This window comes from Paenibacillus nitricinens (assembly GCF_052056485.1).
Lineage (GTDB): Bacteria > Bacillota > Bacilli > Paenibacillales > Paenibacillaceae > Paenibacillus_AQ > Paenibacillus_AQ nitricinens.
On sequence record NZ_CP183948.1, the window covers coordinates 3,548,689 to 3,561,853 of the forward strand.

Sequence of the window (13,165 nt, forward strand, 5' to 3'; positions counted from 1 at the left end):
GGTTGACGATCTTTAGATATCATCCACCAACGAATCCTCTTTAGGTTGGTACTTCATCATATAGAAATGGTCTTCAATTACTGTTTCTCGGGAGTCTCACTTCAAAGATTGTCCGCACCACACTGCTTTGCGCAGATACGGTTCCATGATGCTGCTCTACTATATTTTTAGTAATAAACAAGCCAAGTCCCGTACTTCCAGTTGGATGTGTTCGTGCACGATCACCCGTGTAAAACATATCAAAAATACGTGGCAACTCTTCCGGCTCAATACAATTCCCATAGTTAATCACTTCTACGACTACCTCGTTAGCATCCAAGTAACCGTGAATATCAATAAATTGACCATCGCTTCCGTATCGGGCCGCATTCATAAGAAGGTTCTCAAATACACGTGCTAACAATTCCCCGTCGCCATATATCATCAGAGGTTGTGTCATATCCATTCTGGAGATTAGACCATTTTTCTCAAAGACTGGATATAATTCTTCATTCAATTGTAAAAGAAGCTCACTGAGATCAATCGAGGATTTCTCAAGCTTAAGCTTGCCATAGTTCATTCTTGTAATTTCAAACAGCTCATCGATCAATTTTTCTAAACGTTGAGATTTGGTATAAGCAATCGTCGTGTAATGCCTGGTCTGTTCAGGCGTTAATTGATTGTCTTTCAAAATAAAATCCAAATAGCCAATAACCGAGGTTAGGGGTGTACGCAAATCATGTGCCAGGTTCAACACGAGTTGATCTTTACTGCTCTCGGCAATATCTCCCCGCTCAATGGCCTCTTGCATATTCTCTATGGCTAGATTTAGATCATGACCAATGATCCCAAATTCATCTTTGGAAGGTATATCTACTCGTTCAGAGAAATCACCTGATGCTAGCTGATGAATCCCCTTTGATATTTCTTTGAAGTATTTTGCATACGGCTTAGTGAATAAGAAGAAAAATAGAATGGCGAGTGGTATAAAGATAATTAAAAATGTATTCACATCTCCAATATCTCTTATTACATAGCGAACTTGGGTAAGTGGATTCTCAAACTTCACCTCAGAGTGATAATATCGCTGGAGCGCCTTATAGATTAAAAAGGTTATCCCACCGGATACTAGCATACTGGCCATCAGCAGCATAATCATTTTTGTACGAAAACTATAAATCATTTTAGGCATTGGATGTATACCCTTCCCCTACAGTATTTATCTTTGTAGTGATAATGGTATATGAATTCAATCTAAATCTCAAATTATTAAAATCACAGATCCTTTTTCTCAAAAATCCGCAATGAAATGAGATAAGAACAGCTGAGTAAAAACACGTAAGCGAGTCCTATTATGATATAAGGAATAAAGCTAGATTTCACGCCATAGCTCTGCCAGTTCTCTAGGTCAGGAAACCATTGAAGCAAACTACCGATCACATTCGGACCAACCATTATAATCATCATAAAAACGAGATTAACCACTTGCGTTCCTTTAGCACCTAACCAGTAATGAATCGGTAAATAAAGCATAGCAAGGAGTGGGAAAATAGATATCGCAATACCAACCTCTTGCCAAAAATAAGGGGTTACCTCTTTACCTGTCATAATAATCAGGAGATAGGTAAAAGCAGTTGCTGCCAGCCCAACAAGCGCATATGGAAGGATTGAGAAGTATTTGGCACGGACAAGCTCTTGTCTCCGTACAGGGAGATTAACGAGAAACCGTTGCGTCATCTGCTGAGTATCCATAGAACAGGAGCTTATCAATAACAGCATGGGTGGCATCACCGTAAATAAACTGAAGCTATGATAGTTCGAGTAAGCTATAAAAATAAAGAAAGGGATTAGCAGCATCAGAAATTTACGCAGAAGAATGAAGTCTTTTTGAATAAGATAAAATGAATGATACACTATAAGTCCTCCTTAGCTTATAACTCTTCCCTGCTGAACAATCGTAGTGAAATCTTATATGAGAAGTACAAGATGAATAGATAAACGATCCCTATCAAACCTATCTGCACCAGATGATCTTGCAGCTTTAAATGGGTTATTTTTGAGAAAACTGATGAATTGGTGAGTGAAGCTCCAGCACTTATCGTGGTTATCGTTACAACTACATTAAAAAAGGTATTGAAGTAAAAGTTTTTGTAACCAAGCCAATAATGAATCGGCAGATAAATAGACGCAGTCAAAGGAATCATAAGTAACGTTAAAGATACCCCTAACCAATACACTGGACTAATGGAATAGCCAAATGAAAAAGAAATTAGAAACAAAACTAATGAGCAAACCAAACCGATGAAAATATAAGGAATCAGTGATAAGTATTTAGCCAAGACAATCTCTTGCCGACTTACTGGCAATCCTATAACAAACTTTGTGTTGTTATTCTGTGCATCCATTGAACAGGAGTATACGAGCAACAGTAAGGATTGAAAGGCAGCAAACATACTGGAGCTATCCTTTTGCACATAGGCAACAAATAAAATACTCAAGAGAAATAAAGGGATAAAATTCCGCAGGAGAATAATGTCTTTCCGAATCAACAGCAAGAGATTAAACATACAAAGCGTTTCCCTTTACCGTAAAATACATAATTTCTTCCAGAGTAGGTGTCTCGCATATAGCATGATCTCTAAAGAATCGTTCACCCTCAGAGCGCTTGTTCAGAAGACCCTCGAAACCAACTTCCGTCTCTCTAAGCCCGATGAACCATTTTCGCACATCCCGATCAAGCAGCTCCTTGTTGCCTTTTACCAGCATATATTTATTAGGTAGTGATTCTTTCATCTCATTAAAAACTAACCGCCCCTCATTCACAAAAACAATATAATCCGCTATCCGGTCTAAATCAGTCGTGTTATGCGTGGAGAAAAGAATAGATTTCTTCTCATCCTGGATATGCTCACTAAGTAAATCAAGCAGTTCTCTCCGGAATATGGGATCAAGACCTGCAGTAGGTTCGTCCATGATGAGCAGATCTGCACCATGCGATAAGGCAATAGCGAGCGAATACTTCATCTTCATTCCTTTGGAGAGCTCTTTAATCTTTTTCCGCGGGGAAAGCTTAAACATCTCTATGTATTTCCTATAAGTCTCTTTATCCCACTGGCTATAAAAGGGAGCAATCATCTTACTCATCTGATCGATGGTTAATGGATCGTAAAAATAGTTCTCATCGGAAACATACCCAATTCGATCTTTGTACTTTGCATTCTTTATGGATGTTTCTTTGCCAAAAATCTCGATACTTCCTTGGTCGGGTTGTACCATACCCATCATCATTTTAATTAAAGTTGTTTTCCCTGCCCCATTGGGTCCTATTAACCCCGTTATATACCCTTCCTTAATACCGAACGTAAGTTCGCATAGGCTAAAATGGCCATATTTTTTAGATATTTGATTCAATTGAATGACATCGTTCATTCTGTCTCCTCCTCATACAGCAATTTCAACATCTCACTGAACTCAGCAAAATCAATCCCCAACAGCTTACTCTCGTCAATAATCTCCTTCATCTTGTTCTCCATGATCCGTAGCCGTTGCTCACGAATAAACTCCTGATCTGCACCAGAAACAAAGGAACCTTTTCCCACAATGGAATTAATAAGGCCTTCTCTCTCCAGTTCTTCGTAAGCTCGTTTTGTTGTAATTACGCTAATCTGCAGCTCTTTGGCTAACAGTCGAATAGAAGGTAAAGGCGTACCTGAAACTAACTCTCCTTGTAGGATCATCTGGCGGATCTGACTTACAATCTGTGCATAGATGGGTTCACCGGAAGTGTTGGATATCAATATGTTCATGAACGCGTGCCCTCACTCCTAGTTTATGTGTATTCAATGTATATATGTAATATATACACTATACCCATTGTTGTCAATGATCTTTTAAATCCACACAAAACAAGCCGATTCCTATTGAACTTAGGGTCAGCTTGCTTGGCATACAGCATATCTAATTATCATCACATCAATCCAGCACTTCTTAAAAAGCGACTAACAATGTCTATCTGATAACGAATACGAAGGTCACGATCAAGACTCCAGCAGGTTTCCACAGTAAATGCCTTCGCTCCTATGATACGGGAGACGGCCGCACGTGACGACCCGGGGCGCTCTCGTAAACGGATATTAAAATGATAAGAAGTATTTGCGATTGTACGGTTAATGTCTTTTATGATACGCCTAGCCGTAACCGTACCTTGGCTCCCAGGCTTAATGATAATAGACTGACCAAGGCGTTTAGGATTTCTTTGAGACAAACCGTTCGCTTCATGGAGATCAAGGTACCAGCTGGGGCGATAACGTCTTATTAATTGAAGCAAGGCTACGGATAACGGATGTTTGGCAGATCCATTCCGAGTACGTGGAAACGTCCGGTTCAAATCCGGCACACCCCGAATTCGTTTGCGATAAGCTTTTTGATTCATGAGAGGCACAATAATAAGCGTACCACGGTAAATATTTAATTCTCCTTGTCTTAAGTGATTCACGATGTTTTTCGCCGCACGAATGCTTGCCGTTTCATTCCCGTGTATGCCGGACACCACCATAAACACAGGACCTGGGAGCCCGCCTCTGATCACGTAATAAGGAGTGGCATGGGTTGTAGACGATGCTAAAGTATAATTCTCAACGATCATCATGCTTCACCTCCGCATTTAGGTGTCCATATATGTGTATTCTTTAAGACCCCAGTTGTCCTAGACAGATAAGCAAAAAAAGCCTGATTTCTCAGGCTTTTTTTGTGTTTATACAATGAAAGATTAGACCGCATTATTTATACGCGGGCAACCAGTCTCCATGGGCTGTGATCAGCTCATCACACATATTCGTAATGTCATCCATCGACAGTTCGGCGGCAGTGTGCGGATCGAGCATAGCTGCGTGATAAATATGCTCTCTCTTATGAGTAATCGCTGCTTCAATTGTTAACAATTGTGTATTAATGTTCGTACGATTCAGTGCAGCACACTGCGGAGGCAGATCTCCCACAAAGGTTGGAGTCACGCCACTGCGGTCTACAAGGCACGGAACTTCTACACATGCTTCTTTCGGAAGATTGGTGATAAGACCTGTATTCATAACATTACCACCTATTTTAAAAGGTACATTCGTTTCGATGGCTTCCATAATGTAGGACGCATATTCATGCGAACGTTCATGTACAAGCTCTTTGTTATTTACTAATTCTTCACGCATTTGCTGCCACCGTTCAATTTGTTCTACACAGCGGCGGGGGTACTCGTCGAGTGGAATTTGAAACCGTTCTATGAGTTCAGGATAATTACGTTTGATAAAATAAGGATGATACTCTGCGTTATGTTCTGAAGACTCCGTAATATAGTAACCAAATTTAAGCATCATTTCATAACGAACCATATCCCCATGATGTTCTTTCTGCTTCTCGGCAGCGCGGCGTTTGATTTCCGGATATAAGTCCTCTCCATCCTTCGTAACCTCGAGTAGCCAAGCCATATGGTTAATACCGGCGATCTTAGCCTGTACACCTGTCTGATCCATTCCCAGATGCTCGAATAAGCCTGGAATACAATGCTGTACGCTATGACATAATCCTACGGTCTTCACACCACCATAAGTGTTCATCACATTCGTCAATACGGCCATTGGATTCGTATAGTTCATAAAGAGTGCATCTGGACAAACCTCTCTCACTTCGGCGGCAAAATCAAGCATGACAGGAATCGTACGTAAGTTGCGGAAAATGCCACCGATACCAACCGTGTCCGCAATCGTCTGACGTAAGCCATATTTCTTCGGAATTTCAAAGTCTGTAATGGTACAAGGATCGTACCCCCCGACCTGGATCGCATTAATCACATACTTAGCTCCACGTAAAGCTTCCTTGCGATCCGTATAAGATTTCACGATACAAGTACTGCCACTACTTGCTTTTATATTACTCAACATATTCTCAGAATCTTTTAGGCGCTGAAGATCAATATCATATAGGGCAAGCTCAAAGCCTTGAAGGGCTGGAGTTCTCATGCAATCTCCTAAAACGTTCTTTGCAAATACAGTACTTCCCGCTCCGATAAATGTAATTTTGGACATGTGAAATATTCCTCCTTAAATAGTGAGCTCTACGGTCCCGACATCGTTAACGACACAGAAAATATCCATAAATTTTCCTTATAAACACTTGAATATCAGAGGGTATCCGTCTCTCTCTTCACTATTCACTATAAATGAGAGCGATCTCAATGAGTATGGATAAATACAATTCATATATGGATGTTTGTTGCATTTATGTGGTACGTCCTATAATCTATATGTAATTCAAATCACGTATAGGAGGTCAGAAGCAAATGGCTTCAGAGCATTATCATTTCACAGCAGGGTTTAATCTTGCTCCAGATGAAATCGACCTGACTGTATTGTTCAGCGGAGAAGGTAAACCGGTCCCAGGACATAAGATGGGGCCTTCTGTTCACGATTACTACCTTATACATACCGTAATGGATGGTAAGGGAGTGTTTCAGAGTGAAAGTAACTCTCAGGTATGTGGTGCAGGAGATACCTTTGTTATATTCCCAGGGGCATTATTCAGCTATCAGGCAGACATGGAACAGCCTTGGACTTATGTATGGGTAGCCTTGCAAGGAGAAGCCGTTCAGCAGCTATTTAAAGAAGTGGGGATTACACCGGACAAGCCGTTAATACACTTAGATAATCTTTTAGAGATACATAACTTGTATGAACATATTCGTTTTTCCTTCCAGCAGTCTGCTTATCCAAGGTTGGAAAGTTTGGAGGCTTCTGGGTGGATGCGCCTTTTGGTGCACAAATTCGGCCTTGCGAACATAGGTTCGCTAACCCCTAATTCCGCACATTTACCGGATGTTATCGACCGCCAGATCAATCAAGCGATCCGCTGGATCTCTCTCCAATTTCATCAACAGATCAGTATCGACCACATGGCATCCTCGCTTGGTTATCATAGGGCTCACCTCTCTAAGGCCTTTAAGCAAAAGATCGGAATGTCACCCAAGCAATATTTGTTAAAGGTTCGCATGGATAAAGCAAAGGAACTGCTTGGAGGAACGCTCACCATCGACCAGGTATCCTCTTCGGTCGGTTTCAATGATGCGTTATATTTCTCCAAGCAGTTCCGTAAGTGGAGCGGTATGTCCCCCAGTGAATATCGAAGCCATCTTCGATCAGGCACATGATTGCTTATGGGTTATTTCATGGTTTTTGATAAAATCGAGGTGACAAACGAAGTCAATGGGGTGTTTTATTGCTTCTTCCTGCCTCAGCCTACGGATATGATCATAGAGTATATCCTCAAGCGGATTACATCGTATTTATGGATTACAGCAGCCCAGATGTATTTCCGGCTCTGTTTCAATTGCTGCCTCCGCAAGCAAAATTTGTTTTTAAACTGCAAGACGTGAACTACACAGAGGCCTTATCATCACAATTTTCAATGGAGAAAGTCCGGGGGTTCTACTCATACAGTACAGTTGAGGGTCAAATCTTTCCGAAGGACGAAGAAATTGTTATCAGTCATGTGGTTGACGACAGATTAATTCCGCTATGGGCCGCTAATCATTACACGAAAGATGAAATAGAAGGCTATTTTCAAAATGGTGCTTTTTCCGTGTCAATTTTCCTAGACGGCAATCCGGTCAGTACCTGCCTAGCGTTCCGTAATGAAGAAACCATCTGGGAAATCGGCGCTGTACATACATTAGAATCCTCACAAAGAAACGGGTATGCGAAAAAGGTGGTCCAAACCGCCATACAAGAAACGTTAGAACGAGGGTTTATTCCACGCTATCATGTGCTTGAAACAAATCAAGCGTCCATCAGACTAGCTGAATCTATTGGACTCATTCCTTGTGTACAGCTTGAACACTGGATTAACTACATCCAATAACACGCTTGATAGGAGGTGATTTGAATGAGTTATGTGCCGAACGAGAATCAAAACTATTATCCTCCCCCGCCCCCACCAACACCGATGAATGGCAAATCAATTGCTGGTTTCGTTTTAGGAGTACTTTCCATAATTGTTCCTTATATCGGATTTTTGTTAGGGATTGTAGCGGTTATTCTGTCTGCCCTATCCCTTAAAGAAATACGGATTCGGTATGAGCAAGGAAGAGGCTTAGCTATTGCGGGTCTGGTATGCGGGATTGTCGGCACTCTACTTTACGCCATATTCATTTTATTTTTCGTTATTTTTATATATGCAGCAGCAAATTACCCTCATTACTGATCCACAGAAGAAAAGGATCTCTATAGCCACCCTAATGGCTGCAGAGATCCTTTTTCCAATCCTATGAACCATTCAGTAGGTTCCATTATTAAGCTGCTGGCGATACTCCGTCGGAGTTACTAGGAACCGCTTGCGGAACATCTGTGTAAAATGCCGCATGTCCTGATATCCAATACGTTCGGCGATTTCTGCCACCTTAAGCTTCGAGTTTACAAGCAGTAGCTTTGCTTGTTCCAAACGTAAGGATGTCACGTATTCCTTATAGCCTTGACCCGTCTTCTGTTTAAATAATTGACTGAAGTAAACCGGATTCAGAAATACAACGGAGGCAATCTTTTCTAAAGTAAGGTCTTCGAAATAGTGTTCTTTTACATATTGCAATGCGATGTCGATGGCTTTTTCGCCACTACCTTTCGCTGGCGTTAAATCCAACACTTGAGAATTCACTGCCTCTCTTAAGCTCGTTACGATCTGAGGTACAGTATTTATATCGTAGCTAAGTCCGGAATGGATCATTTGGAAGGGTGTTTTTAAATATTGCTTCAAATAGGTACGCCCATCTTCCAGAAAAGTTTCTAATCGTGCTTCTTCTCTTAAGGTGATTAATCCCAGCAGACTCTGGCGGTCATAGCTGACTACAAACCCGCTCCCGTCCCGATCTATCAGCTCAGTTAACACATTTTCTACAATAAAATGTTCTATCCGAATGTTTTTATCACCCGCATCCATTTGGAGCAAAATCAAATAGAAACATTGATGATCTTCTATTAATTGGCTGATGTCTAAATTACCGAGATTAAAACCAGAAGCGAGCCTCTGAAATACACCTTCTCTTAAATATTTGAGACTTGACCTTAATCGGTCTTCTTCTTTAATAAATTTATGATCCTGCTCTATTTCTAGCGATAAGTTACTAATAATTTCAAGTAGCTTGCTTTTACCGATCGGCTTAAGTAGATAATCTCTCGCTCCAAGACGAACAGCCTCCTGTGCATAGGCAAACTCACTGTGTGCAGAGATGACTACCCATTTGACATAAGGATACCGCCGCTTAGAAATCCTCATGAACTCTAGGCCATTCATACCGGGCATAAGAATATCAGTTAAGACCATATGGATGGATTGTTCCTCCATAATCTTGACTGCTTCTTCTGTGGACGCAGCTACATGTACACAATAATCTGGATAGATACTTCTTATAGTGCGCTTAATGCCTTCTCGGATCACTCGTTCATCATCAGCTATGAGAATGTTCAAGACTATGCTCTCCTTCCTGCGGAATCGGCAGCATGATAGCAACCTCGGTTCCTTCTCCAGGTAAGCTTCGAATCACAAGACCATAGGATTCTCCGAACATATGCTGGAGCCGCCGGTGCAGATTTTGAAGACCTATCCCCATTTTCCCATTTTCTTTCGTTGTTGCCCGATCCAAGGATTCCACCAGCGCATTCAGCTTTTCTGCATCCATACCTTTGCCATTATCTTGAACAACGATGTTCAGTACTCCAGCTTCTTCAATTACACTCACCTTCAGAATACCTTGACGGTCGAGCGATTCCAAGCCATGTTTTACAGCATTTTCAATAACCGGTTGTACAGTCATCTTGGGAAGGCGAACCTCAAGCCATCGTTCATCTATATTGATCTCAATCCGTAGACGACCTTCCAGTCGGATAGAAATTATATTTAGATAGTGTCCAATTTGTTCCAGTTCTTCTCGTAGTGTGACTTCTACGTCAACTTCCCAATGACTACTGTACCGGAACATCGAAGATAGCGAGAGAACAAGTTCACCCAGTTGCTCATTCCCTTCCTCATCCAGCATCCAATAAATCATATCCAAAGTATTGTATAGAAAATGTGGGTTCACTTGAGATTGCAAGGCATGAAGCTCAGCATTCTTCTCACTGACGGAAGAAAGTTTCACCCGCTCGATCAGTTCTTCGATTCGGCGAACCATCCGATTAAACGAAGCAACAAGAATATTAATCTCTTGATAAGAAGAAACATTCACCATTCCCCGAAAATTTCCGATCTCCACTTGCTTCATCTCTCGAATCACCTTTTTAAGCGGCAAAGAAATCGTTCGTGAAACCATAGAAGCTATTAAAGTAGAGACGAGCACAAGAATCGAAAATACAATGAACAGATAACGTTTCATCTCTACCAACTCTACATTTAGGTCGCGATTAGGAGTGATACTAAGCACCCACCAACCAGAGAAGGACAGTTTAGAAGCGACAAGCAGACGATTGGCTGTCTGTTCGACCACAACATTCTGGGAGTTCTGTAAAGACGGGAGCTGAGTTAAATCAGGTTCCTGATCTTCGGCAGAGGATACGAATCGTCCATCCTGCGACATTAAATACACCTGGCTATGCTCACCCAGCTTCACATTATCTAGCGCATCCAGAACAGGCTTCGGATTCGTCTCGTACAGAACAATGCCAATCGGTTTGTGTTCATTGAGATCGTAAATCTGACGGCCAAAGGCAAACACAGGACTATCCTCTACTTGATCGATAAGAGAATGTTCATAGACGCCGAGCCAGACCATTTTACCGGAGGAAGCTTGCAGCTGATGGTACCAATCTTCCTTCATATAATCGGGATCAACCACATTCATATAATTTCCGTAATTATAAATCTTACCTTTATCTGTAATGACATGAATACCTACGAGATCATCCCGAGAATAAAATATAGCTCCTAGAATATTGGTAATTGTCTGTTCATTGATGTAAGCTACCGCCGGCTCAGTGCTTGTCTCATTAATCAAACGTATCAGTTCAAAGTTATTGCTGAGTGATTTAGAGAGACTATCATACCCTTTGTACAATAAGCTGAATAGATCCGCCGTCTGGGCGACATTCTTCTGCGACAAATCACTTATTTTCTCATGAAACTGTACGGTTGTCCGGTTGTAATAGAGCAGACTCACAATTAATAGAATGCTAGACATACAAAAAAGAAACAGCAAAAACAATCGATGGTGGATGGAATGAAAGCTGTTTCTCAAAAAGGCTTCCCTCCTCAAACTCATCTGTCCTGCTGCTTCTTCATTATAATTCCATTATTGTAATTTGCAATATAGAGTTATCCTTTTACTGCTCCCGCCACCATTCCTTTTGTAATCTGATTAGATAAGAAGAAATAGATTAAAATGACGGGTAACGCACCCATCACTAGAAATGCACCGATATTTCCATAGTTTACAGAATACTGACTAACGAATGTGTACACGCCAAAGGGCAAGGTCTTCAATTTCTCGGAGGAAATGAAGGTGGCCGCTAAGATATACTCATTCCAAATGTTGATGAACGTTAGAATACACACAGTCATTACCGGTGGCACGGATACAGGAAGAATGATCGCGCGGAAGTTCCGATATACGCTCGCCCCATCTATAAAGGCCGATTCTTCGATTTCATGCGGAATGCTCTTCATAAAGCCACTTAATATAAACACCGCTATAGGAGTAGAAAAAGCTACATAAGGTAATATGAGCGATAAATGCGTATTCAGAATATGCATATTTTTGAAAATGATCATCAGTGGTAGCAAAGTGGCCTGCATGGGAATCATCATCCCCATTAAGAAAATCGTCATGACCAAGTTGCCGTAACGCCAACGGAATCGAGAAATCGCGTAAGCTACCATGGAGCTAAGCAGGATAACGAAGATCATCGTTACACCAGTAACCAATACACTATTTGATAAATACTTTAGGTAACTACCTGACCTATAAGCCTCGCTATAGTTATGCCACTGAAATACTTTAGGAAATGAGAAAAAACGTCCTCCCAAAATCTCCTCATTGGTCTTCAAGGAATAAAGCATTAGCCATAGAAGAGGATATAGCTGGGTAACGACAGGAACCGCAAAGAGAAGATACACGAGTCCTTTCTTGAAATATAAGAACGTATGAGTTCCACTTAATACATTATCCTTATATTTCTCGCTTAAACGCTTACCGTCCTTGTAAGGACGCTTTGGGCGTTTATGCTTGACATTCCGCATGATCGCGCACTCCTTTGCTAACTGAATTTTTTCTCAAGCTTATTAAAAATCGTATTTATGCTAGCAGTAAACACTAGGCACAGTATGACCAAGAAAGAAGCGATAGCGCTACCATAGCCATATTTAAAGGATAAGAATGAACTGTTGTACATATGTGTGGAGATAACATCTGTAGCATGAGCGGGTCCACCGGCTGTCATGACCATTACGAGATCAAAAGCCTGCAAAGACCCTATAAAGGCGAGTACGATAGATATTTTAAAGATTGGAATAATCAGCGGAAAAGTAATGTATCGATCGGCTTTGAATCCGTCAGCCCCATCAATCTTTGCCGCTTCATACAGCTCATCCGGAATATTCTGAACACCGGTATATTGAATCAGCAAATGGTAGCCGAAATATTGCCAAAGAGATACTGCATAAAGAGCGAACATCGCAATTTTAGGTTCTGTGATCCAATTGTGAGTCCAGCTATCCAGCCCAAGAGAGATCAGGACACCGTTCAACATCCCTCCCATGGATACAGGGTCATAAATCGTTTTCCAGAGCTGTCCAATGATAACCACCGACAAAATAACCGGCGTAAAGTAAATAGAAACTAAAGTGTTTCCTTTTCTCACGTACCGGTTTAGAAGGACAGCCATCAACAAACAAAATGGAATTTCCACCATGGAAGCCACAGCATAGAGTAATGTTCTCCTTACAGAGGGCCAAAATACCGGATCATGAAAAAACATATCTTTGAAATTAGCAAGTCCAGCAAACTTCGCAGTCGTAATTCCGTCCCATTTTAGCAATCCTGTATAAAAGGATACTAGAATAGGAGCAAACACCAAGCACACATACAAAAGCAGGCAAGGTAACACGAAGACGGCGATTGTGCGCGCTGGAACCTTTAGTACCTTCATTATTTCCGCCC

General features: G+C 41.3%; 14 protein-coding genes. 3 read left to right on the forward strand and 11 right to left on the reverse strand.

The annotated features are described in order from the left end of the window. Positions 1-73 precede the first annotated feature (73 nt). From ACN6KS_RS15590 to ACN6KS_RS15620, 7 genes are all read right to left on the reverse strand, one after another. A complete protein-coding gene (locus ACN6KS_RS15590) occupies positions 74-1,171 on the reverse strand; it encodes a sensor histidine kinase (RefSeq protein WP_094869067.1) in 1,098 nt (365 codons plus the stop codon). An 83-nt stretch (positions 1,172-1,254) separates the two neighbouring features. Then, positions 1,255-1,893, reverse strand: coding sequence for an ABC-2 transporter permease (locus tag ACN6KS_RS15595; RefSeq protein ID WP_341134874.1), 639 nt, complete (start codon positions 1,891-1,893; stop codon positions 1,255-1,257). A 17-nt stretch (positions 1,894-1,910) separates the two neighbouring features. Beyond that, positions 1,911-2,546: an ABC-2 transporter permease gene (locus tag ACN6KS_RS15600; protein WP_440959993.1), complete on the reverse strand. Its 636-nt coding sequence runs from the start codon at positions 2,544-2,546 to the stop codon at positions 1,911-1,913. After that, positions 2,539-3,408 (reverse strand): ABC transporter ATP-binding protein, encoded by an 870-nt coding sequence (locus tag ACN6KS_RS15605; protein ID WP_440959994.1) that lies wholly within the window; start codon positions 3,406-3,408, stop codon positions 2,539-2,541. Before ACN6KS_RS15605 ends, ACN6KS_RS15600 begins: the two co-directional genes overlap by 8 nt. Then, positions 3,405-3,785, reverse strand: coding sequence for a GntR family transcriptional regulator (locus tag ACN6KS_RS15610; protein WP_094869071.1), 381 nt, complete (start codon positions 3,783-3,785; stop codon positions 3,405-3,407). Before ACN6KS_RS15610 ends, ACN6KS_RS15605 begins: the two co-directional genes overlap by 4 nt. Before the next feature lie 161 nt (positions 3,786-3,946). Continuing rightward, positions 3,947-4,624 carry a deacylase gene (locus ACN6KS_RS15615; protein WP_440962406.1) on the reverse strand — a complete coding sequence of 226 codons (678 nt, stop codon included), beginning with the start codon at positions 4,622-4,624 and terminating at the stop codon, positions 3,947-3,949. Positions 4,625-4,757: 133 nt separating this feature from the next. Continuing rightward, a complete protein-coding gene (locus ACN6KS_RS15620; RefSeq protein ID WP_341134876.1) occupies positions 4,758-6,056 on the reverse strand; it encodes an alpha-glucosidase/alpha-galactosidase in 1,299 nt (432 codons plus the stop codon). Positions 6,057-6,310: 254 nt separating this feature from the next. Between ACN6KS_RS15620 and ACN6KS_RS15625 the strand changes: the two genes are divergently transcribed. The 3 genes from ACN6KS_RS15625 (at position 6,311) to ACN6KS_RS15635 (ending at position 8,226) form a co-directional block, all read left to right on the forward strand. Further along, positions 6,311-7,174: an AraC family transcriptional regulator gene (locus ACN6KS_RS15625; protein ID WP_341134877.1), complete on the forward strand. Its 864-nt coding sequence runs from the start codon at positions 6,311-6,313 to the stop codon at positions 7,172-7,174. 68 nt (positions 7,175-7,242) lie between these two features. Then, the gene (locus tag ACN6KS_RS15630; protein ID WP_440959995.1) at positions 7,243-7,884 is read left to right on the forward strand and encodes a GNAT family N-acetyltransferase; all 642 of its coding nucleotides are present in this window, start codon (positions 7,243-7,245) and stop codon (positions 7,882-7,884) included. 24 nt (positions 7,885-7,908) lie between these two features. Continuing rightward, positions 7,909-8,226, forward strand: coding sequence for a DUF4190 domain-containing protein (locus tag ACN6KS_RS15635; RefSeq protein WP_280786296.1), 318 nt, complete (start codon positions 7,909-7,911; stop codon positions 8,224-8,226). A 72-nt stretch (positions 8,227-8,298) separates the two neighbouring features. Here the strand turns inward: ACN6KS_RS15635 and ACN6KS_RS15640 are convergent, their stop codons facing one another. The 4 genes from ACN6KS_RS15640 to ACN6KS_RS15655 form a co-directional block, all read right to left on the reverse strand. Further along, positions 8,299-9,483 (reverse strand): response regulator transcription factor, encoded by a 1,185-nt coding sequence (locus ACN6KS_RS15640; RefSeq protein WP_440959996.1) that lies wholly within the window; start codon positions 9,481-9,483, stop codon positions 8,299-8,301. Beyond that, a complete protein-coding gene (locus ACN6KS_RS15645) occupies positions 9,464-11,245 on the reverse strand; it encodes a cache domain-containing sensor histidine kinase (protein WP_440959997.1) in 1,782 nt (593 codons plus the stop codon). The genes ACN6KS_RS15640 and ACN6KS_RS15645 overlap by 20 nt, the downstream gene beginning before the upstream one ends. A 77-nt stretch (positions 11,246-11,322) precedes the next feature. Continuing rightward, complete coding sequence (locus tag ACN6KS_RS15650; RefSeq protein ID WP_440959998.1) at positions 11,323-12,246, reverse strand: carbohydrate ABC transporter permease; 924 nt, start codon at positions 12,244-12,246, stop codon at positions 11,323-11,325. A 17-nt stretch (positions 12,247-12,263) separates the two neighbouring features. Next, positions 12,264-13,154 (reverse strand): carbohydrate ABC transporter permease, encoded by an 891-nt coding sequence (locus tag ACN6KS_RS15655; protein WP_094869079.1) that lies wholly within the window; start codon positions 13,152-13,154, stop codon positions 12,264-12,266. Positions 13,155-13,165 lie beyond the last annotated feature (11 nt).

Bases quoted from the DNA above. Each gene is read 5' to 3' on its own strand.
- ACN6KS_RS15590 (WP_094869067.1), bottom strand. From the start codon at position 1,171: ATGCCTAAAATGATTTATAGTTTTCGTACAAAAATGATTATGCTGCTG.
- ACN6KS_RS15600 (WP_440959993.1), bottom strand. From the start codon at position 2,546: ATGTTTAATCTCTTGCTGTTGATTCGGAAAGACATTATTCTCCTGCGG.
- ACN6KS_RS15605 (WP_440959994.1), bottom strand. From the start codon at position 3,408: ATGAACGATGTCATTCAATTGAATCAAATATCTAAAAAATATGGCCAT.
- ACN6KS_RS15610 (WP_094869071.1), bottom strand. From the start codon at position 3,785: ATGAACATATTGATATCCAACACTTCCGGTGAACCCATCTATGCACAG.
- ACN6KS_RS15615 (WP_440962406.1), bottom strand. From the start codon at position 4,624: ATGATCGTTGAGAATTATACTTTAGCATCGTCTACAACCCATGCCACT.
- ACN6KS_RS15620 (WP_341134876.1), bottom strand. From the start codon at position 6,056: ATGTCCAAAATTACATTTATCGGAGCGGGAAGTACTGTATTTGCAAAG.
- ACN6KS_RS15625 (WP_341134877.1), top strand. From the start codon at position 6,311: ATGGCTTCAGAGCATTATCATTTCACAGCAGGGTTTAATCTTGCTCCA.
- ACN6KS_RS15635 (WP_280786296.1), top strand. From the start codon at position 7,909: ATGAGTTATGTGCCGAACGAGAATCAAAACTATTATCCTCCCCCGCCC.
- ACN6KS_RS15650 (WP_440959998.1), bottom strand. From the start codon at position 12,246: ATGCGGAATGTCAAGCATAAACGCCCAAAGCGTCCTTACAAGGACGGT.
- ACN6KS_RS15655 (WP_094869079.1), bottom strand. From the start codon at position 13,154: ATGAAGGTACTAAAGGTTCCAGCGCGCACAATCGCCGTCTTCGTGTTA.